The organism is Enterococcus sp. DIV1090 (genome assembly GCF_050537975.1).
GTDB classification, from domain to species: domain Bacteria; phylum Bacillota; class Bacilli; order Lactobacillales; family Enterococcaceae; genus Enterococcus; species Enterococcus faecalis.
Genome location: NZ_CP172917.1, coordinates 993,986 through 1,013,905, shown reverse-complemented (window position 1 = coordinate 1,013,905; position 19,920 = coordinate 993,986). Strand labels below are relative to the sequence as shown.

Annotated in this window: 21 protein-coding genes; 2 read left to right on the top strand and 19 right to left on the bottom strand. The window is 37.7% G+C overall.

Going from position 1 to position 19,920, the window contains the following annotated elements:
• Positions 1-177: 177 nt before the first annotated feature.
• The 15 genes from IGL48_RS04930 to IGL48_RS04860 all read right to left on the bottom strand — a co-directional run bounded on the left by IGL48_RS04930 (position 178) and on the right by IGL48_RS04860 (position 15,564).
• Complete coding sequence (locus IGL48_RS04930) at positions 178-984, bottom strand: MBL fold metallo-hydrolase (protein ID WP_002357943.1); 807 nt, start codon at positions 982-984, stop codon at positions 178-180.
• A 56-nt stretch (positions 985-1,040) separates the two neighbouring features.
• Positions 1,041-1,895 carry a two-component system regulatory protein YycI gene (locus IGL48_RS04925; RefSeq protein WP_002365516.1) on the bottom strand — a complete coding sequence of 285 codons (855 nt, stop codon included), beginning with the start codon at positions 1,893-1,895 and terminating at the stop codon, positions 1,041-1,043.
• A complete protein-coding gene (locus IGL48_RS04920; RefSeq protein ID WP_010824546.1) occupies positions 1,895-3,205 on the bottom strand; it encodes a YycH family regulatory protein in 1,311 nt (436 codons plus the stop codon). The genes IGL48_RS04925 and IGL48_RS04920 overlap by 1 nt, the downstream gene beginning before the upstream one ends.
• Positions 3,202-5,031, bottom strand: coding sequence for a cell wall metabolism sensor histidine kinase WalK (gene walK, locus IGL48_RS04915; protein ID WP_002357946.1), 1,830 nt, complete (start codon positions 5,029-5,031; stop codon positions 3,202-3,204). Before walK ends, IGL48_RS04920 begins: the two co-directional genes overlap by 4 nt.
• Positions 5,032-5,037: 6 nt before the next feature.
• Positions 5,038-5,742 carry a response regulator YycF gene (gene yycF / locus IGL48_RS04910; RefSeq protein WP_002357947.1) on the bottom strand — a complete coding sequence of 235 codons (705 nt, stop codon included), beginning with the start codon at positions 5,740-5,742 and terminating at the stop codon, positions 5,038-5,040.
• Positions 5,743-5,915: 173 nt separating this feature from the next.
• A complete protein-coding gene (locus IGL48_RS04905) occupies positions 5,916-6,617 on the bottom strand; it encodes an MIP/aquaporin family protein (protein ID WP_002390101.1) in 702 nt (233 codons plus the stop codon).
• 117 nt (positions 6,618-6,734) lie between these two features.
• The gene (locus tag IGL48_RS04900; RefSeq protein WP_002357950.1) at positions 6,735-7,595 is read right to left on the bottom strand and encodes a DegV family protein; all 861 of its coding nucleotides are present in this window, start codon (positions 7,593-7,595) and stop codon (positions 6,735-6,737) included.
• Positions 7,588-8,157 (bottom strand): DUF1836 domain-containing protein, encoded by a 570-nt coding sequence (locus IGL48_RS04895; protein WP_002357951.1) that lies wholly within the window; start codon positions 8,155-8,157, stop codon positions 7,588-7,590. The genes IGL48_RS04900 and IGL48_RS04895 overlap by 8 nt, the downstream gene beginning before the upstream one ends.
• 126 nt (positions 8,158-8,283) lie before the next feature.
• Positions 8,284-8,937, bottom strand: a complete 654-nt coding sequence (locus IGL48_RS04890; protein WP_002381967.1) for a TIGR01906 family membrane protein — start codon at positions 8,935-8,937, stop codon at positions 8,284-8,286.
• Positions 8,925-9,695 (bottom strand): TIGR01457 family HAD-type hydrolase, encoded by a 771-nt coding sequence (locus IGL48_RS04885; protein WP_002366490.1) that lies wholly within the window; start codon positions 9,693-9,695, stop codon positions 8,925-8,927. Before IGL48_RS04885 ends, IGL48_RS04890 begins: the two co-directional genes overlap by 13 nt.
• 5 nt (positions 9,696-9,700) lie before the next feature.
• Positions 9,701-10,330, bottom strand: a complete 630-nt coding sequence (locus tag IGL48_RS04880; protein ID WP_002357954.1) for a YutD family protein — start codon at positions 10,328-10,330, stop codon at positions 9,701-9,703.
• Positions 10,331-10,364: 34 nt separating this feature from the next.
• Complete coding sequence (locus tag IGL48_RS04875; protein ID WP_002365512.1) at positions 10,365-11,747, bottom strand: bifunctional metallophosphatase/5'-nucleotidase; 1,383 nt, start codon at positions 11,745-11,747, stop codon at positions 10,365-10,367.
• 124 nt (positions 11,748-11,871) lie between these two features.
• Positions 11,872-13,560: a ribonuclease J gene (locus IGL48_RS04870; RefSeq protein ID WP_010824545.1), complete on the bottom strand. Its 1,689-nt coding sequence runs from the start codon at positions 13,558-13,560 to the stop codon at positions 11,872-11,874.
• A 30-nt stretch (positions 13,561-13,590) separates the two neighbouring features.
• Positions 13,591-14,463, bottom strand: coding sequence for a 4-hydroxy-tetrahydrodipicolinate synthase (gene dapA, locus IGL48_RS04865; RefSeq protein WP_010707688.1), 873 nt, complete (start codon positions 14,461-14,463; stop codon positions 13,591-13,593).
• Positions 14,464-14,496: 33 nt separating this feature from the next.
• On the bottom strand, positions 14,497-15,564 hold the full coding sequence (locus IGL48_RS04860) for an aspartate-semialdehyde dehydrogenase (RefSeq protein ID WP_002403231.1): 1,068 nt from the start codon (positions 15,562-15,564) through the stop codon (positions 14,497-14,499).
• A 206-nt stretch (positions 15,565-15,770) separates the two neighbouring features.
• On the opposite strand from IGL48_RS04860, the gene IGL48_RS04855 reads away from it, so the two are divergent.
• Positions 15,771-16,229, top strand: coding sequence for an S-ribosylhomocysteine lyase (locus IGL48_RS04855; protein WP_002357960.1), 459 nt, complete (start codon positions 15,771-15,773; stop codon positions 16,227-16,229).
• 83 nt (positions 16,230-16,312) lie between these two features.
• The gene (gene nfsA / locus IGL48_RS04850) at positions 16,313-17,047 is read left to right on the top strand and encodes an oxygen-insensitive NADPH nitroreductase (protein ID WP_048949593.1); all 735 of its coding nucleotides are present in this window, start codon (positions 16,313-16,315) and stop codon (positions 17,045-17,047) included.
• Between the two features lie 57 nt (positions 17,048-17,104).
• Here nfsA and IGL48_RS04845 read toward each other — a convergent pair whose 3' ends face one another.
• The 4 genes from IGL48_RS04845 to IGL48_RS04830 form a co-directional block, all read right to left on the bottom strand.
• Entirely contained in the window at positions 17,105-17,353 is a 249-nt protein-coding gene (locus IGL48_RS04845; protein ID WP_002357962.1) for a YtxH domain-containing protein, read from the bottom strand.
• Positions 17,354-17,443: 90 nt separating this feature from the next.
• Positions 17,444-18,322: a fructokinase ScrK gene (gene scrK / locus IGL48_RS04840; RefSeq protein WP_002363736.1), complete on the bottom strand. Its 879-nt coding sequence runs from the start codon at positions 18,320-18,322 to the stop codon at positions 17,444-17,446.
• Positions 18,323-18,548: 226 nt separating this feature from the next.
• The gene (locus IGL48_RS04835) at positions 18,549-18,761 is read right to left on the bottom strand and encodes a hypothetical protein (RefSeq protein WP_002357965.1); all 213 of its coding nucleotides are present in this window, start codon (positions 18,759-18,761) and stop codon (positions 18,549-18,551) included.
• Positions 18,754-19,815 carry a DUF916 and DUF3324 domain-containing protein gene (locus IGL48_RS04830; RefSeq protein ID WP_016626423.1) on the bottom strand — a complete coding sequence of 354 codons (1,062 nt, stop codon included), beginning with the start codon at positions 19,813-19,815 and terminating at the stop codon, positions 18,754-18,756. Before IGL48_RS04830 ends, IGL48_RS04835 begins: the two co-directional genes overlap by 8 nt.
• Positions 19,816-19,920: the final 105 nt, after the last annotated feature.

Below are 19,920 nucleotides of genomic sequence, written 5' to 3'. Positions count from 1 at the left end.
TATACTCCTAACACCAGACAAAAACAAGTATTTGTCAAAAAATTAACTAAGAGTTTAAAAGTATTATCACCGATGTCTCTGTCAAACCAGCTGGATAAAAGAACAAAAAATGAGCATGGGACAAAAATCACTTTGGATTTTTGCTCCACACTCAAAAACTGATAGACCACCATTATTCTAAATTTGAAATAACTCTGAGGCTGAATCGGGGTCTGTATCATATACCTTAAATGCTTCCCCGACGCCTAAATCCTTTTGCTTCAAAGTAGACTCCATTGCCATTCGCGCATGAAGTTTCGTATTATTTTCTTTGCTAAGATGACCTAAATAAATGCGTTTTGTTTTATCACCTAATACATCCGCCATCACAAGAGCACCATCATCATTGGATAAATGCCCTTTATCTCCTAAAATCCGTTGTTTAAGACTCCATGGATAAGGTCCTGCTCGCAAAATTTCAATTTCATGATTGCTTTCGACTAAATAAGCATCTGCATTTTCAATCGTACCACGAATATGATCGCTACAATAACCTGTATCCGTTAGAACAACAAAGGAACGATTATTGCGATGAAAACGATAAAATTGAGGCGCAATCGCATCATGTGAGACACCAAAACTTTCAATGTCCATATCTCCCAAGGTCAAAACTTTGCCCATTTCAAAAATATGTTTTTGAGCGACATCGACTTTGCCAATCATGGGATCCATCGCTTGCCACGTTTTTTCATTGGCATAGACATCTAACTTATATTTTCGCGCTAACACGCCAACGCCATGAATGTGATCCCGATGTTCATGTGTAACTAAAATCGCATCTAAATCTTCTGGTTTGCGATTGACTTCTGCTAACAGTGAAGTGATTTTTTTGCCACTTAAACCCGCATCTACTAATACTTTCTTTTGGTTGGTTTCAATAAAAAGGGAATTGCCTGTACTGCCACTGGCAAGAACACTGATATTAAAAGCAAACTCTGAATCCATTTAAAACTCTTCCCTTCTACATTACAACATTAACGTGTTTCATTATACAACGGACCTTAATGTTTTTCCACCTTTGGCACAGTATTATTTGTGATGATGGTATTACTTACGGCATTCACCTGTTCAATTTCAACTGAATCTTCACCAGTAGAAATTCCTACAAACCAGACTGGAACGTATACATTTTTCTCACGAATTTTATAAATTCTTGAATAGGCCAATTTAATGAATGTTATTTTGGAATTACTAGGAATCCGGTTATTCATATAGAGCGTGTCTATCGCATCACGATTGGAATATAAATCCGTTTTGTCTCGTAACTCTTCAATATTTTCAATGTGCGTTTGCGAATATTTACTAATTTTCCATAATTCACCTGACGTATCTGCTAAAATACTTAATTTTGCCGTGTCATCTCTAAAGGGAATTCCTTTATACGATTGTGCAGCCACAATCTCTGCCGTCGGCTCTTTTAAATGAGAAAATTCTGGTAAGTATTGATATTCGTCTCCGAATAATAAAGCATTTTTTTCATTTAAAAAGGTACTTAAATCTTTATCAATTTTCTTAGGATCAATAAAATAGTTTTTACTAGGTACACTCGTTAAAGTATTATCCGCAATTTGCAGCCCATTTCTCAAAAAATTTTTATTCTTTTCACGTTGGATTTTTAAAGCAGCAGAAAAATTGGTTTGTTCGCCACTTAAATAATAACCTTCCAATCGTTCTGAAGAAAGTGTCCCTTTATACGAGATGTTATCTTTTTCCAACCGACTTTCAATCGATTCTGTTTGGCTGGAAGAAGAGACGTTGCTCTCCTCTTGTTGACCTTCCCGATAAATTCCAAATAAAAAGATATTTAATCCTAAAAATGCTAAGAAGAAAATCCACTCAATTCGTTTAAAATCCATTAGCCCACCTCCAAGCTTGGTAATTGTTTTACCAAGTCCGTTGCAGTGTACCAATTGTTGTTATAAAGGACATACCATTCCGGACTTAAATCAACGACTTGTTTGACTTCTTCAATTGTCTGCCACGTATAACCGATAACAGCCGATTGGATTTTTTCCTTTTTAGCACCAGCTGTTTCTAAACGCTTAATCAATTTTTCCGTGCTTTCCAGCGTCACTTCTTCTTCTGAAGGAATCGGCACTTGGATTGTATTCACACTTGTGTTAATGGTTACGCTTGGCGCAGCACCATCGTTGTTCGTGATGCGAATATCCACTTGGCCTTTTAAATCATTACTGAACACTGGGAAACCTTCCACAAAAGTCCGATAATTGACACTATCTTTCGTTCGATCAAAGTAACGTAAATTCCCCATATTGGTTCCTAAACGTTTTACATAAGAAAAGCTTTGATTATAGATTGAATCCCGTTTATTCTCTTCTGGCAAGGTCCCTTTAAAATCGATTTTCCCCAGTTTTTCTTCTGCAAACAATCGTTCTTCTTTACTCGTGTAGGTTAAGTCTTGACTGTCTTCATTGGTTTGGATATCTTCCGTTTCATTGAAAAAAGCATTCCTAAAACGAGTAACTGGTTGCGAAGCTAAGATATAACTGTACTTTTTCAACTTCATATCATTGGTTAAATAACATTGTCCTTGTTTGGTTAGCGTATTTTCGGAAACGTCTTGATATTGCAATCCCTCTTTATTGATAATTCCCATTAAGCGCGCCTTATTGACAGTCATGGGCGCTTCATAGACGTTGGCTTGATCATAATCTAAAAAACGTATCTTATTTTCGTTAAAATCCAATTGAATTTTCGTAAAATACTGGTCCGTCAAGTCATTAAAGTTAGTAAAATTAATGGATAGATTATAAATCGAAGCATAGTCCGAGATTAAAAAGGGACCTTGATAAAGAAGTTCAATGCCTTGTTCCATTTGGTTGTAGCGCTTAAGTTGCTCTGCATTTTTTGTCACAACTTGTGTCAATTTACCAAACGTAGCCATTTTAATATCATTTTGAACATTACTAATTAATGTTTCACGATTACTTTGCATCGCTTTTCCATCGGCTATTCGAATCAATTGCAAAGGTAAATAGACATCGCCAATGGCTTTTTCATTGACAGCTGTTGTGACTTGGCTTCCCGACTTCATTTCTGGTATTTTTTTGGCAGAATTCAGCCAGATATTGACTGAAAAATATATACTTAAAATGACCATCAAAATCAAGCCAATTCTTGTAATCCATTCTGATAATTTCATCATTCCCACCAATCCTCTTCATAAGGTTCATATGGTAGTGAAATATAGAAAGTCGATCCTTCACCTTCTGTACTTTCCACCCAAATACTCCCGTTATGGGCCCGAATTACTTCTTTAGAAATTGCTAAACCTAAACCAGTCCCACCTTGTGCTCGCGCACGTGCTTTATCCACACGATAAAAACGCTCGAAGACTTTCCCGAGATCTTTTTTAGGGATGCCCAAACCTTGGTCCGAGATACTAAAGACGACATTATTATGTGTTTCAACTAGTCGGCAGGTAATGACGCCGCCATCTGGCGAATACTTAATCGCATTGTTCAAAATGTTGTCTAAAACCTGAATTACTTTGTCTGTATCTAACTCTACCCATAAATCGCGTTTAGTAAATTCACGGCGAATTTTGTAATTTTTTTGCTCATTTTCAATCATCATATCAAAGCGATCCAAGACAAAATTAATCAATTCGTTAAAATTCACATATTCTAATTGAAGATGTGTATTTCCAGAGTCCATCCGAGATAAATTCAACAAATCATTAATCATACGAATCATCCGGTCGGTTTCTTCTAACGTGACTTTTAAGAAATTCGGCGCTATCTCAGGGTTTTCCCAAGCTCCTTCACTCAAAGCCTCTATATAACTACGCATACTTGTCAAAGGCGTTCGCAACTCATGAGAAACATTGGAAACAAATTCCCGTCTTTCCCGTTCGTTTTTTTCCTGTTCTGTGACGTCATGAAGCACGCAAACTAAGCCAGTAATAAATCCTGATTCCCGACGAATCATTGTAAAGTCTACCCGGATAATCATTTGGTCTTCTTCACGATCAGACGTTGAGCGATCAATCAGCAGTTCATCTGGCTCTTCTAACAGCTTCCGCAATGTGTAATCTTCTTCAATATCTAACAACTCTAATAACGAGGTCCCAATCACATTTTCATTTTTTACATTTAATAATGAAAGGGCCATCTCATTAATCGTAATCACCTTTCCGCGGCGATCCGTCGCAATGACACCATCTGTCATATGCGTTAAGACACTATCTAAACGATTTCTTTCTGCTTCCATTGTTTCTTGTGCTTCTTCAATCCGTTCTGATAATTGATTAAATGTTTCTGCTAATTGGCCTAATTCATCTTTTCCATGGACTTCTACTTTTCCAGCGTAATCACCACGAGCGATTCGAATGGCTTGCTCGCGCATTTCCCCAATCGGCTTCGTGATTGATCGTGCAATCAGTAAGGTCACAATAATCGAGATTGCTGCGGCAATAATAGAAGCAGTGAAAAAGATACTTGCTGTGTTGGTAATTTCTTGGTATTTATTTTCTAAATTACTTTTCACATAAAGGACACCAATCACTGTTTCTCCAGTAGGCGATTGAATCGGCTGAACATTCACATACACGCGTTTATCATTATCTAAAGCTTGATATTTTTTACTCGTAAAGTCATTTAAATCACGATAATCATTCTTTTTCCCAATAATATTTTGTTGATTTAAATCATTGGTTGCCCGAATAATCCCTTTATCATCGACAATTCTCGCTTCAGAAATGTCTGCATTTGAAAAATCAGATAACGCTTTTTTCAAATTTGCATCAACGTCACTACGTTCGAGATCTTTGTTGCTCATCTGCGTGCTTAACGTATTTGACAATTGGACAACCTGGGAATCCATATTTTTCTTAAAATCGGAAATTGTAGTGGCTTCCAATTCACGAATGAAATAGCCACCAATGATTTGAATCGCGATTAGTAACAGCAGAATAAATGATAAAGCAATCTTAAAATTAACAGATTGAAAAAAGTGAACTTTTTTCTTCATACCTGATTACTCCTGTTCAGGATTTCTTAGATAATAACCAACCCCACGACGAGTAACTAAATACGTTGGATGACTTGGACTATCTTCAATTTTTTCTCTTAAACGACGTACGGTTACGTCCACTGTCCGCACATCACCAAAATAATCATAACCCCAAACGGTTTGTAATAAATGTTCACGAGTCATCACTTGTCCGATATGTTTTGCTAAGTAATAAAGTAACTCAAATTCACGGTGGGTTAATTCAATTTTTTCACCCCGTTTTGAGACCATGTATGCATCAGGATGAATGGTTAAATCACCAATCGTTAATTCAGATTGCGTTGTCACCTCGGCTTCTTTCGCATTGGTTGCACCTCGCCGTAAATTGGCTTTTACACGAGCAACTAATTCACGATTTGAAAATGGTTTCGTTACATAGTCATCGGCTCCTAATTCTAATCCTAAAACCTTATCAATTTCAGAATCTTTGGCAGTCACCATAATGATTGGCATATCATGTGTTTTGCGCACTTCTCGCGCGACTTCTAAGCCATCCATTTTAGGGAGCATTAAGTCTAAAATAATTAAGTCTGGTTCCACTTCTTCCACTTTTTCAAGTGCTTCTTCTCCATCATAAGCAGTAAATACTTCATATCCTTCTTTAACCAAATTATATTTAACGATCTCTGAAATTGGCTTCTCGTCATCAACTACTAAAATTTTCTTCACAAAGAGACACCTCTTTTTCCTTCTAATCTTATTTGATACTTTCCTATTATACCTTATTTTGATGATGTTTTCATCTTTGGTTAAAAATGCGCCTTTAGGTTCTCCTAGTATAACAAAAAAAGAATCTCTGACAACAATTGACGCTTGTTATCAAAGATTCTTCTTTCGCTAATCTATTCTTCCGTATCTAAGACGAATTTTGCTACAAGAGCGGCTAATAATCCACCAATTAATGGCGCAACGATAAAAATCCACAACTCAGATAACGCTGAACCACCCGCAAAAACGGCTGGCGCGATGCTACGAGCTGGGTTGACAGAAGTACCTGTCAAAGGAATACCAACTAAGTGAATCATTGTTAGTGTTAACCCAATTACGATTCCTGCTAATGAAGCATTGCCTTTCTTAGCACTTGTAACTGTCATGACAACTAAAACAAAAATAAATGTTAAAATAATTTCGACTGTCAATGCACCAGCAACACTTAATTCCCCTACGCCATTTTGACCTAAGTTCTCAATACTTTTACCAGCACCTTTTAGAATGCTTAATAATGCAAATGAGGCAATCAAGCCGCCAACAATTTGTCCCACTACATAGTAGATTAGTTCCATTGTTGTTATTCGTTTATTAAGCCACATTCCTATAGAAACAGCTGGATTTAGATGTGCACCTGAAATTGTGCCAATACTATAGGCAGCAGCAACGATTGTTAACCCAAATGCTAAGGCAATCCCCGTTGTTCCAATCCCTTCCATACCATTTCCTAGAACGGCTGTTCCTGTCCCAAAAAAGACAAGAATAAATGTTCCTAAACATTCTGCTATTGCTTTTTTCACAAAAAATTCCCCCTTTGTAGACAAATTGTAACACATTCGTGAAATTTTCAATATAATTTTCGTTGTTTTTCCAGCAAAATGATATTTCTATGAAAAAGAGAAATCTTAAATGAAAAATCCCCTCAAAAAAATTTGAGGGGATTTTTCATTTAATTAATCATTTAATAACTGTATACCAACACCTAAAAGTCCTGGTCCTGTATGAACAACTAATGCCGGACTAATTGTTCCAAAGTAAATTTCTTCTGCTTGTGGAAAAGCTGCTTTCAAGCGTTCCATCATTGCTTTTGCTTCTTCCTCTGCCGCACCGTGAGCGACTGCCAAACGGAAACGGGGTGCCTCACCTATAAAGTTCGTCACCAACTCAAACGTTTTATCAAGACTTTTTTTACGGCCGCGAGACTTAGCCACCGTATAGTAAATGCCTTCTTCATTACAAGAAATAATGGGGTTTAATTTTAGCGCATTCCCTAAAATAGAAGTGACTAAACCAATTCGTCCACCTTTTTGTAGATATTCTAAAGTGGCTACATTAAAAAATACTTTTGCGTTGGCTACTTCTTCTGTTAATTTTTGTTGTAATTCTTGCCATCCTAATCCTGTTTCAATTAATTCTGCTGCTCGTATCGCCTGAATGCCAGCCCCGATACCAATGTTCTTTGTATCTAAAACAAATACATCTAGTCCTTCGGTTTGTTCTCCAAGCAAGCGAACCACATTATACGTTCCACTTAAACCACTAGAAATGGTCACCGCTAAGACTTTTTCGTAACCCGCTTCTTTAATTTTGTCAAAAATAGCTTGGATTGTTGCACCATCAGGTAATGAAGTACTAGGGATTTCTTTCTCTAAACGTTGATACACTTCTTCTGGTGTAATATCTACCTTATCTGTATAGGTTTTTTCAGGATAAATAATCTGTAAAGGCAAGACATACATGCCGTATTGTTTGACTAATGCCTCTGGAACATCTGTCCCAGAATCAACCAGTAGTGCGATCTTTTCTTTATTCATGTGTCATCTCATCCATTTCTTTTAAGTATTCTTGTTCCAATTCAATCACTTTTTCACTAAACATTTTAGTAGCAAAAGACATTGTCGCTGCTTTTACAGCCAAATATTCAATCCCCATAGGTTCTTGTGATTTGGCCTGAACTTCTTTTTCTTGCGCTTGAGCAGCAATCACATAAATCGCTCGTTCCTGTTCTTGACAAAATAAATTGTACGCTTCACGAATACCAACCGTGGCTCCTTGGAATAAAATGCCTTGCTTAATTTCTGGCAATGTTAACACTTGTTTCAACAACGTAATCGCAATTAAAAACGCTAAATGCTTTTGATTGTAGCGCTTTTTCACTGGGGCCGGGATTAACCCGTGTTTGACATAATTATTAACCATTGAGGACGTTAACAAAGTATGTTTTTCCAGTGTAATCAATGGGGATAAGTATTTTTCTATCAGAGTAATCACTTGATCCATATATAATTCAATGTCTGGTAACTCATGCCATCTTGGCAAATGAACGTTTTCCAATTGTTGGCCCCAATTTTGTAGTGATTTTTCTATCTCGTCCATAAAAACCCTCCTAACCATTTCTAAAAAAGAATATCATACTTTTGACAATTATTCAATCTAGTTTTTAAAACTAGATTGAATAAAAAAGAAAAGCGAGCAATTTTGGAATTGTTCACTTTTCTCTCTTTATTTTTTTAAAGAACGTTTTCCGATTAAAACACCTATCAAAAACAGGCCTTCTAATAAAACAAAAAACAAGATAAAACAATGCATAAAGTAGGCTTCAGGCAAGGCATTGATAATCGGATCAGTCAGCGGATTAAATAACCAAGCATCGTTGTTAAAAAATAATCCATGAAACGCAATAAAAAATTGATCAAAGCCAATCAGCATGAAAAAGCCAAAAAGCACAGGCAAAAACATTCCCCACTGAAATGGCCGTATCAATGTCCATAAACGCTGATTTTTTACCAAATATTTTAAATAAAGGACACTAGGCATCAACGTAACTAGTAATACGCCATAGCACAATAAAAACAATTTTTTCACTTCATAAAAATGAAAAGCCGCGCTATCAGACATTGGAAAATCAGGAAATACTAATGTTTTTTCAAAAGGATTGTTTAAGTACATCATTAAATGATCGTAATTTTTAATCAAGGTCACACGATCAACCTCTACGTCTTTTAAAATATTTAAGTGTTGGATATCAAAAAGATACAATGGACGAAAATTAATCGTGATCGTGATACTTAAAGCCACAATCGTTAAAAACAAACAAATGAGTCCAAGTGTTTCCCTTAAACGCAATTTCGACCTCATCATACTCAAAAAGTCCATTCATCTAAGGAATCAACAACATAGGTTGGTGGCGTTGGCAAAGTTGGAACAGCTGACTTAGGGGTAAAACCTGATGTAACTAACAAGCTATCAATACCATTTTGAATCCCTGATTGAATATCGGTTTCATAATTATCTCCAACCATAATTACTTGCTCTTTTTCCACGCCTAAATGCGCAATCGCTCGTTCCATAATAATCGCTTTTGGTTTGCCAATATAAACTGGTTTTGTTTGAGTAGCTGTCTCCACAAACGTCACAACTGAACCTGCACCAGGTAATAAGCCTCTTTCTGTCGGAATGTTCTTATCTGGATTGGTCCCAATAAACAACGCCCCTTTTTGAATGGCTAAGGTAGCTAAAACCACTTTTTCGTAGGATAATTCTGTATCAAGTCCCACGACAACATAATCAGGATTTGTTTCATCCCATTCAAAACCTGCTTCTAAAATTAAGTCAATTAAACCAGCCTCGCCGATGACAAAGACTTTCTTGCCCCGATTGGCTTCTTTCATGTAATCAATCGTCGCTAAAGTCGCTGTATAAACAAGGGATGCTGGGACATGAATATCAAATTCATTTGCTAAACGTTGTGCCACTGTTTCAGGAGATTTAGTGGTATTATTCGTTACAAATAAAAAAGGCAAATCTTTTTCCTGTAACTGCTCGACAAAACGTTTTCCGGCTGGAATTGGTTCTTTTCCTAAATAAATCGTTCCATCTAAATCAATTAAATATCCTTGATAGTCTTTTTTCACTCTGTTTACTCCTCACGTTGACGAATCGTAAAGCCTTTGCCAGATTTTTTGGGACTAGGCTGTTTGGGTGTAGTCGTTTTTTTATTTTCTTCTTTTCGCGTACGAATCACTGGCTTGCTATTTTTATTAGCGGGCGCACTCTTTTCCTCGACAAACGCGTTAGAACGATTATTCTTTTTATGGCGACGACGACGATGCGTTGTTTTTTCTTTACGTTCCCCTGTTCGTTCAATTACAAAATAGGCACAGCCAAAATTACAATATTCATACAAATAGTCTTCTAGTGTATCAATGCGTTGATCCGGCGCTGCCCGACGATTAGAAGTATCAAAAAAGCCACGCAAGCGTAACTGTTCATAGCCCCAGTCTCCTACGATATAATCATAACGCGCTAATACTTCACTAAACCGTTCACCTAAGCGTTCAGGATCAAAGGCATCACGATGATTTTTAACAATTCGGTACTCTCTTTCACCAATTTGAATATCTGTTTCATTCACAATGGTGACAATTTCCCCTTTTTTCTTTTCTTTTACAGGTTCTTCTTTTATTTCTTCAAGAACTGCTGTTAGTTCTTCTGTAAAGGTTGCAGCAGTTTCTGTTTCTTTTTTTTCGGTTGTCTTTTTGTCTGTCATTTTTTCACCACCTAGTTTTTATTATACCTTGTTTTTATTTGATTGGATAGTGGGCATGCAGATAGTTCGCCACGACAGTTCTTAAAACGTCTGGAAATAAAAATTCGACTTCTCCAACTAACTCAATCGTTGGGAAAAACGGAACAAATTGAAAGTGATCCACTGTTGTCAGCGTATACTTCTGCTCTGGCTGAATAGGTTTCCCTTGCCAAAAAACGGTCTGGCTATTTCGCTCAAAACGAATCCCATCATAACATAATTCGCCAAAAATTTTCCCGCGGAAGCCCATCCCGCGAATCGGAAATTTCCGCAGAAATTGACGACTTTTTTCCATTTCACGAATCAAACGGCTCATGTCTGACCCTTTCAAGGTAACCTTGATTAAATGCATTGGATGAGGCAAGGCCTCATGTAATTGGTCTGCATTGATTATTCCTTCTGGTAAATCTGCTAAAAATAACCCGTTGTTTAACACAGCCGCTTCGGTCTGCCCCGCTTCTTTTAACGCCTTCAAGGCAACAGTTATAAAGGCATGCGGTTGCCGTAAGTCCGTTGACAAGGTTTCAGGGATTTGTGCAATTTGCTGCGCTTGCAATAGTCGATGACCTTCCGTTAAGTAACCCGCAATTTCCTTGGCATCAGTTGCTTGCTCTTCTAAACTTGCTGTTTCAATCGTTTTTGCATAACTTGTGACTTGCTTCGTGTCGGCATCCACAAACAGATGCACTTCACCAATATACTGTCCATATTTGCCAGCAGCTGCTAGTTGCACATGATTAATTTTTTCACCATCTTTAAATAAATGATGTGTATGGGAACCTAAAATCACTTGAATTTCAGGATAATTCGCCGCAATCATAAAATCAGTATCTATCCCCAAGTGACTAAGCAAAATGAGAACATCACATTGAGGCGCAACTTCTGTAATCAGTTGAGGAAGGACTGCTTCCACTTGTTTGATTGTCCAGCCATTGGGATTATACGTTAAAGGAAATGGTGCGGTTAAGCCAATAAACCCTAACTTTGTGCCTTCTTTAGTTGTCATAATTTTATATGCTTGACAAAAATCTGGTAACGTTTGGGTTTTTGGTTCTTCTAAATTAGCTAAGACCACTTCAAATGTTGCCTGATCATATAAATGCTCTAATTGTTTCTTTGAATTGCCGATTCCTTCATTATTTCCAATTGTAACCAGGTCATACGCTAATGTATTCATTATAGCTACATTTGCTCGACCATCTGTTGCTTCGGTCAAAGGATGACACCGATCTGAAAAGTCACCTAAATCAATGGTTACGACTGTTTTGCCCTCTTTTTGGTACAGCGAACGTTTGGCTTTAACCAGACGCCGTATTTTGGGCCAATTTTCAAAGTGAGAATGAAGATCATTGGTATGGAACAACACAATCTCTTCCACTAAAATCGCCTCCTTTATTCAGCGCTCTGATTAATAGTACCATATTTATAGAAGAAAGTTACAAAAAAGAACAGATGACTTTAGAAGAATTTCTCCTAAAATCACCTGCTTTTATCAGGACGAACTATGCATTATTTTTGGGACGCTTGCGTTGCGTCGCTTCCATGATAACTGGTAAGATCACAGGACGACGTTTGGTTTGTTCAAATAAATAACGGCTTAAGTTTTCGCGGATTTCTTGTTTCAGTTTGCTCCATTCAAAATCGTCACTTTCTAAATGTTTTTCAACAATTTCTGTAACAATATTGCTACTTTCTTTCATTAGGTCTTTACTTGTTTTAACGTAAACAAAACCTCTAGAAGTAATTTTAGCTGGTGAAACAATTCGTTTTTCTCGGCGATTAATTGTCACAACAGCCACAAAAATACCATCTTCGGAAAGAATACGACGATCTCGTAAAACGATATTACCAATATCGCCGACACCAATCCCGTCAATCATAATATTTTCGGCCGTTGTGCTGCCAGCTACCGACATTCTACCTTTTGTATACTCTAGAATGTCCCCACGACCTGTAATAAAGATATCTTTATAAGGCATGCCAATTTCGTGTGCTAAGTCCGCATGCGCAGCTAACTGGCGGTATTCACCTTGGACAGGAATGAAATATTTTGGTTTCATTAAGTTCAGCATCAATTGCAAGTCATTCGGATTAGCGTGACCAGACACACGTAAATTGTCGGAAATTTGCTTCACCATAGCACCGGCCCGATAGACAATATCCTCTGTTTTGGCAACCGTTGTTTCCATGGCCGTTGTTGGCGTTGTCGTAATATAAACTAAATCGCCTTCTTCAATTCGAACGACACCATGTGTATTATTAGCCATTTTTTGAAGTGACTTAATAGGTTCTCCCATCCGGCCTGTTTCTAAAATTAATAATTGTTCGGGTGCATATTTTTTCATTTCTTTTGGTTTCACTAATAGATCTTCGCTTGGCAATTGTAATTTTTCCAATTTCATCGCCGTCCGAATAATCCGTTCAAAATCTTGGCCTGTCAAAACGACTTTACGACCAGAACGATCCGCTGCATTCAATACTTGTTGGACCCGTTGCAAATTACTTGCCACACATGCCACGATGATTCGTCCTTCCCAATAGCGAATCGTGTCGAACACTTCATCAGCGATTTGGGCTTCCGATGCAACTTGGGCTGGGTTTTCAGCATTTGATGAATCACTAAGTAACGCCAAGACGCCTTCTTTCCCAATTTCAGCTAAGCGGCCGTAATCGGTTTGATACATCTCAATCGCACTTTGATCAAATTTAAAATCACCAGTATAAACAATGTTGCCTTCTTTAGTTTTGATGCTAACGCCAATCGAATCTGGAATGGTGTGCGTTGTTTTAAAGAAGCTCACCGTTGCTTGACCAAAATCAATTTCTGTATGCGGGTCAATCACATGGAAATCTTTAAATTTCTTCGTTTCCGCATGACTGTTGACACTTAGTTTTGCTAGTTCAATCGTTAATTCTGTCCCAAAAACAGGCACTTGAATTTTTGAAAGCAAATACGGTAAGGCCCCAATTGCATCTGCATGGCCATGTGTTAAAAAGACCCCTGCAATTCGTTCACTATTTTCTTCTAAATACGTAAAATCCGGAATGACAACGTCAATTCCTAAAAGTTCGTTCTCTGGATATTGTAATCCACAATCCAGTACAAAAATTTCATCTTCCACTTCAGCAACGTACATATTTTTTCCATTTTCACGAACGCCGCCTAATGGAACGATTTTTATTGTACTCACTCTTTTCACCTCTCTATGATTACACGTTCTTTAAATCTCTAACGTGCGAATAATTCTTTGCTCTTCTTCTGGTGTACAAGCAACTAGAGGTAAACGTAAATTTCCAACAGGAATACCTAAATGATTTAAGGCCGCTTTCACGGGTGCCGGTGAAGGCACTGAAAACAATGCGTTCATTTTTGGTAATAACTGTCGTTGAATTTTAGCCGCTTCCGGCAAGTTCCCCTGCTCCAGCGCTTGATACATCTTATACATTGACGAACCGAAGACATGACTGGCTACCGAAATAACCCCTTGTCCGCCAAGTGCCTTGGTGGCAAAAGCCAACCCGTCTTCTCCAGTATACACTAGAAAGTCTTTTGGCGCTCTTTCAATCAACTCAGTAATTGCATCTAACCCTGCACATTCTTTAATCGCCACAATTTTTTCCAATTGTGCTAAGCGCAAAGTAGTTTCCACTTCTAGACATGCAGCCGTTCTACCAGGAACATTGTACAAAATAATTGGCAGTTCACTTGCTTCTGCGATGGTTTTAAAATGTTGATACATACCTTCTTGATTTGGTTTATTATAATAAGGAACAACCGCCAAAACAGCATCGATACCAGCGATTGTCGCTAACTCTTTCACAAAAGCGACTGAGTCACGTGTATCATTCGTACCCACACCACAAATAATCGGAATACGTCCATCGATCAGTTCAATCATTCGCTGGAATAATTGTAATTCTTCTTCATGAGTTAACGTGGGTGATTCACCAGTTGTTCCTGCTAAAATAACGCCTTCTGTATGATTGGCCAATAAATAGTCTACCAATTGCGGTAGTTTATCAAAATCTATTTCTCCCGATTCTTGAAACGGCGTAACCATTGCCGTAATAATTGTTGCATTCGTTAAATCCATCCTATTCCCTCCCGAGTATACAATACAAACCTTCTAGTCGTTTTCAGGTACACGAAGCAAATTCATTTCGTGTAGCGTTTCAGCAATTTGGACCGAGTTCCAAGCAGCTCCTTTTAATAGGTTGTCTGACACAATCCATAAATGGAAACCGTTCTTCACGTCAACGTCTTGACGAATACGGCCGACAAATGTTTCTTTCTGGTTGACGCTATTTAGCGCTTGTGGATATAGTTGTTCACTTGGCTCATCTTGCAAAATTACACCTGGAGCTTGCGCCATTAATTCTTGGATGGCTGAGACCGATGCATCTGCTTGTTTCACTTCTATATAAACAGATTCAGAATGTCCTGAAATTACCGGAATACGGACACAGGTGGCAACGACTTTTAGCTTGTTGTCCCCCATGATTTTTTTTGTTTCATTCATCATTTTCCATTCTTCGTAGGTATACCCTGCTTCTGAAAAAACATCAATTTGAGGCAACGCATTAAAAGCAATTGGATAATGTTTTTTGTCACTGCCAGCTGGTAAAATTTCAGCTGACCATTCACTGACAGGTTTTCCCTCTAAAAAATCTTCGGCTTGTTCTTTTAGCTCATTAATTGCACGGATACCTGCGCCACTCACAGCTTGATACGTTGAAACGATGATTCGTTCTAAGCCAAACGCTTGCCGAATTGGTTCCAAGGCCACCATCATTTGAATCGTAGAACAATTGGGATTTGCGATGATTCCCTGATGATTTTTCAAGGCTTCCGGGTTTACTTCTGGAACAACTAAAGGAACATCTTTTGCCATTCTAAAATGGCTAGTGTTGTCAACAACAACAGCTCCTCGCTTAACTGCTTCTGGTGCAAACTTTTCGGAAATACTCCCACCAGCACTAAATAATGCTAAATCGATTCCTTCAAATGATTCCGGGACTAATTCTTCCACGATAAGAGGTTGCCCTTTAAACTGAATCTCTTGTCCGGCAGAACGCTTAGACGCCAATAACCTCACACTGGCAATTGGCAAACTTGTTTCTGCTAACAATTCAATCATTCTTGTCCCGACAGCACCTGTTGCTCCTACCACGGCAACATGATATTCTTTTCCCATATTTTCATACTCCCCTCTTACCTTCTTGTAAAAGCTACTTGTCCTATTTTACCATAGTATTGAAAAAACCTACATAGTCAAAAAAATGATTTTTTTATTTTCCCATGATATTTTAAAACTATTACCCATCAAAGGACTATCCATTGACTTTTGACTTAAATTTGTTATAGTTAAAACGAATTTAATTATAAAGGGAGCGAAATTTCATGGCACGCGTAGAAAGTTTTGAATTAGATCACAACACAGTAAAAGCACCATATGTTCGCCTTGCTGGCACAGAACAAAATGGTGATGCGTTAGTCGAAAAATATGACTTACGTTTCTTACAACCAAACAAAGATGCCCTACCAACAGGCGCATTACACACGTTGGAACATTTATTAGCAGTTAACATGCGTGATGAATTAAAAGGAATCATTGACATTTCGCCAATGGGTTGCCGCACTGGTTTTTATATGATTATGTGGGATCAACATTCACCACAAGAAATCCGTGATGCATTAGTCAACGTTTTAAACAAAGTAATCAATACAGAAGTTGTTCCAGCAGTCTCTGCAAAAGAGTGTGGAAACTACAAAGATCATTCTTTATTTGCAGCGAAAGAATACGCAAAAATCGTTTTAGACCAAGGAATTAGTTTAGATCCATTTGAACGTATTCTGTAATCTTTAGCAATTAACGACAGAGAAACCCACTATTAAGCTGTGGGTTTTTCTGTTCTCTTTCTTAATTTAAACGGAGGTTTTTTATGAATCAAACAATTGAACAATTACTAAGTCACCGTTCCGTTCGTCATTTTAAAAAGCAAGCGTTAACGGACAAGCAGAAACAACAGTTAATTACTGCAGCTCAAGCAGGATCAAGCTCCAATTTTTTACAAGCTTATACAATTATAGAAATCAAAGATCCTGAGCTACGCAGAGAATTGGGACGTTTAGCAAATTGTGAAGACTATGTCGTTAACACTGGTGTGTTCTATGTTTTTGTTGCTGATTTGTATCGTCATGCAACGATTTTGTCAAAAGAGGGGCAATCATTAGAACCCTTAAAGACACCAGAATCATTATTAGTAGCTGCCGTTGATACAACGATTGCTGCGCAAAACATGGCCATTGCGGCTGAATCTATGGATTTAGGGATTTGTTATATTGGCGGCATTCGAAATGACTTAGACACAGTAGCCAAACACTTATCTTTGCCTGAATTAACTGTACCACTTTTCGGATTAACAATCGGTGTACCAGAAACGTTAAATGGTGTAAAACCACGGATGCCTTTTGAAAATATTTTAAGCGAAAATCACTACCAATCAGACAAATTGACAGATATGCACACATATGATGAATTATTAAAAGATTATTATGCCAGCCGCTCAAGTAACGCCCAAACAGCGGATTGGTCACAGAAATCTTTGTCCTATTTTTCTTATAATCGTCGCCCAGAAGTAAAAATTTTCTTGCAAAAACAAGGATTTGATGTCTAAACAAAAGAGCGTGGGCTTACGTTGAAATAACGTAAGCCCACGCTCTTTTGTTAATTTTTATTTATCTTTACTAAATTTGTCTTTTAAGTCTTCAAAGCCTTCTTTAACTTTATCAGTTAATTTTTCAGCGCCTTCTTTAAGGTCGTCGCCGGCATCACGTGCTTTGTCTTTTACGTCAGCAAAGGTTGATTGAGCTTTTCCTTCAAGTTCTTTGCCTTTATCATCCGTAACTTTGCCTTGCGCTTCTTTTGCAGTACCTTCTACTTTGTCTTTTGCATCGTCAAAACGTCCTTTTAAATCTGCCATGCTAATCCCTCCTAAATAATTAATTACATAATAAGAGTATCATTCTTAGCCATTTCCTTCAAATATAATGCATGAACTGCGAATAAATGGTTATTTTTGAGTCATTAAAGCTTTTTTTGCCAAGGCAAAGCAACCAATTGTTCCTGGATTATCTTCTAAAAGAGGCGTCACCAAGTATTTTTCTAAAGGCGGTGTTTCCACATATCCATTGACTAATTCAGCAAATTTTTCACGAACTTTCGGCATCAAATGACGTTGTTTCATGACACCGCCGCCTAAAATGATCACTTCTGGCGCTAATAATAAAGTAGTATTGTACGCTGCTTGCGCTAAATAATAAGCTTCTAGTTCCCAAGTTTTATGATCCTCTTCCAATAAATGACCTTTTTTACCAGAACGACCTTCAACTGCTGGTCCTGCTGCAATCCCTTCTAAACAATCTCCATGATAAGGACAATTTCCTGCATACGTATCTTCAGGATGACGACGGACTAACGCATGCCCCATTTCTGGGTGGCTAAAGCCTTCAATAAACTCACCGTTTTGAATCGCTCCAGCGCCAACACCAGTTCCAATTGTATAATATACACAACTAGATGTATGTTGCCCATTTCCAGCAACATACTCACCATATGCCGCAGCATTCACATCCGTTGTCCAAGCCATTGGCACATCAAAATGTTGTTTCATAGTTCCTAACAAGTCAAAGTTACGCCAAGCTAATTTTGGTGTAGAAGTGATATAACCATACGTAGGAGAATCAACGTGAATATCAATCGGACCAAACGAACCAATCCCAATCGCTTTTAAAGGATATTGTTGGAAAAATTCTATTACTTTTTTCATTGTTTCTTCTGGGGTTGTTGTGGGAAAACTGACACGTTCCACAATGGTCAAATCATCTGTCCCAACGCCACATACAAATTTTGTGCCACCGGCTTCGATACTTCCTAAAAGTTTTTCTGTCATTGCAATATGCTCCTTCGTTTCCATTTTATAAGTAAGCGGATACATTACTTTTGATTAAATAACTAACATACACGTTTAGTTTACCACTTTTTTGTCGTTTCGACAGAACAATTTAACAATTTCAGTCAGGTTGCCCAATGAAATCTGGCAAGTTGCTAAAGAGCATTTTTCTAAAACAAAAAAACGAGCATTCACGGTTATCTAACAATGAATGCTCGTTTTTTGTTTATTGATTCTTTAGCGAAAAATATAACAATAGTCCGATTGTAATCCACCCACCACTAAGTAAAAGCATTAACCAACTTAAAAGCGTTTCTTTTAGAATACTTCTGGGTTCTTTTGCATGCTGAATAAAACTCATACTAGTCAGCAAAGAAAAGAGGAAAAACATAAAACAAATGACCGCTAAACCGCCAGACAACCAAAACCAACTAGCCATTATTCTCACTCTCCTTTTCGCTTGTTTTTTGATAATTATTGCGCCAAATAACACTATAAATTGCCCCAATTGTGATTACTAACAACGTGTAGAAAGTCGGTAACCACCATGTGGGTAGGACCCATTTGACCGTAGCTTCTTGATTCAATTTTTTTGCTTCACGAGTGTTAATCGTAAATTCTTGTTGAAAAGGCCAAGACTGTTGTTCATCTTGTTGTAAAATAGCACGTCCTGTAAATATATAAGTCCCAGCATCTAGCGGTTGTTTGCCCAAATCAAGATGAAAATTCATGGAACTATTTGGGGCAAAGCGAACATTTTTTAGTGTCCGTTGTGCAATTTTTTTAGAGGATCCTTTTTTTATCACTTGACCTTCTAAACGAACTTCTGGAAAAATAGCAGCATACGGATTTTGAATGACCGCCTTTAGCGATTTGGCCCCTAAAGCAATTGTAGGTGTTACTTTCGCTAATTTCAGTTGGTTCACCTCTGTTAAAGGAGCATTCTCAGCACTCCTCATGGCAATCGCAACATTAAACCCGTAGCGACTGGTTAATCCCGTTGTTTGGGTCTCTTCCTCTTTTTCATCTTTGAGATGCGCGTAAACCCCGCCTAAAACAACTCCTTTGATAGGCTGATCAAGTCCCTTCACCTTCATCTTTGCTGATACTGTTTGATGAGGCGGCACACTCACTTCCTCATTTTCTAAAGTAACCAAGTCTGTCAGCGGAACCTTTAACGATGAATCAAGTGGTTTATCAAAATCATTGTACACAATCAACCCATTATCATTTGTTGATGCATTTGCTAGAGTCAATACGATGGACAATTTTTCGTCTGTCTTATTTTTTATGTCTAAGACAATAGTGGAAGATTGCTTTGGTGCCAGAATTAAATCATAATAACTAGATGTTCCTGACACTTGATTTTCTGGTAAAACAGGCGTTACTGTAAATTTAGTCTTCATTTCTTCTGTAGCTTCTACTTTTGGAACAATAATAAAAAATGTGAAAAACAGAAATAGACAGAAAACACCGACTTTTTTTCTACTCATTTCTTCAAAATCTCCTTTATAAAGCTGAATGTACCTACTAGTCTAACAAATCAGCGAAACAATGCTGATCAATCTTTGACTTTTGGGAAGGATAATCTTGAAAAG

Excerpts from the sequence above, each read along its gene's own strand:
- IGL48_RS04860 (WP_002403231.1), bottom strand. The coding sequence starts at position 15,564 with ATGGGAAAAGAATATCATGTTGCCGTGGTAGGAGCAACAGGTGCTGTC.
- IGL48_RS04890 (WP_002381967.1), bottom strand. The coding sequence starts at position 8,937 with ATGGACTTTTTGAGTATGATGAGGTCGAAATTGCGTTTAAGGGAAACA.
- IGL48_RS04880 (WP_002357954.1), bottom strand. The coding sequence starts at position 10,330 with ATGACAGACAAAAAGACAACCGAAAAAAAAGAAACAGAAACTGCTGCA.
- nfsA (WP_048949593.1), top strand. The coding sequence starts at position 16,313 with ATGAATCAAACAATTGAACAATTACTAAGTCACCGTTCCGTTCGTCAT.
- dapA (WP_010707688.1), bottom strand. The coding sequence starts at position 14,463 with ATGGATTTAACGAATGCAACAATTATTACGGCAATGGTTACGCCGTTT.
- IGL48_RS04925 (WP_002365516.1), bottom strand. The coding sequence starts at position 1,895 with ATGGATTTTAAACGAATTGAGTGGATTTTCTTCTTAGCATTTTTAGGA.
- IGL48_RS04830 (WP_016626423.1), bottom strand. The coding sequence starts at position 19,815 with ATGAGTAGAAAAAAAGTCGGTGTTTTCTGTCTATTTCTGTTTTTCACA.
- IGL48_RS04900 (WP_002357950.1), bottom strand. The coding sequence starts at position 7,595 with ATGAATAAAGAAAAGATCGCACTACTGGTTGATTCTGGGACAGATGTT.
- IGL48_RS04930 (WP_002357943.1), bottom strand. The coding sequence starts at position 984 with ATGGATTCAGAGTTTGCTTTTAATATCAGTGTTCTTGCCAGTGGCAGT.
- IGL48_RS04835 (WP_002357965.1), bottom strand. The coding sequence starts at position 18,761 with ATGGCTAGTTGGTTTTGGTTGTCTGGCGGTTTAGCGGTCATTTGTTTT.
- IGL48_RS04845 (WP_002357962.1), bottom strand. The coding sequence starts at position 17,353 with ATGGCAGATTTAAAAGGACGTTTTGACGATGCAAAAGACAAAGTAGAA.
- walK (WP_002357946.1), bottom strand. The coding sequence starts at position 5,031 with ATGAAGAAAAAAGTTCACTTTTTTCAATCTGTTAATTTTAAGATTGCT.
- scrK (WP_002363736.1), bottom strand. The coding sequence starts at position 18,322 with ATGACAGAAAAACTTTTAGGAAGTATCGAAGCCGGTGGCACAAAATTT.
- IGL48_RS04920 (WP_010824546.1), bottom strand. The coding sequence starts at position 3,205 with ATGATGAAATTATCAGAATGGATTACAAGAATTGGCTTGATTTTGATG.
- IGL48_RS04855 (WP_002357960.1), top strand. The coding sequence starts at position 15,771 with ATGGCACGCGTAGAAAGTTTTGAATTAGATCACAACACAGTAAAAGCA.
- IGL48_RS04895 (WP_002357951.1), bottom strand. The coding sequence starts at position 8,157 with ATGGACGAGATAGAAAAATCACTACAAAATTGGGGCCAACAATTGGAA.
- IGL48_RS04905 (WP_002390101.1), bottom strand. The coding sequence starts at position 6,617 with ATGTGTTACAATTTGTCTACAAAGGGGGAATTTTTTGTGAAAAAAGCA.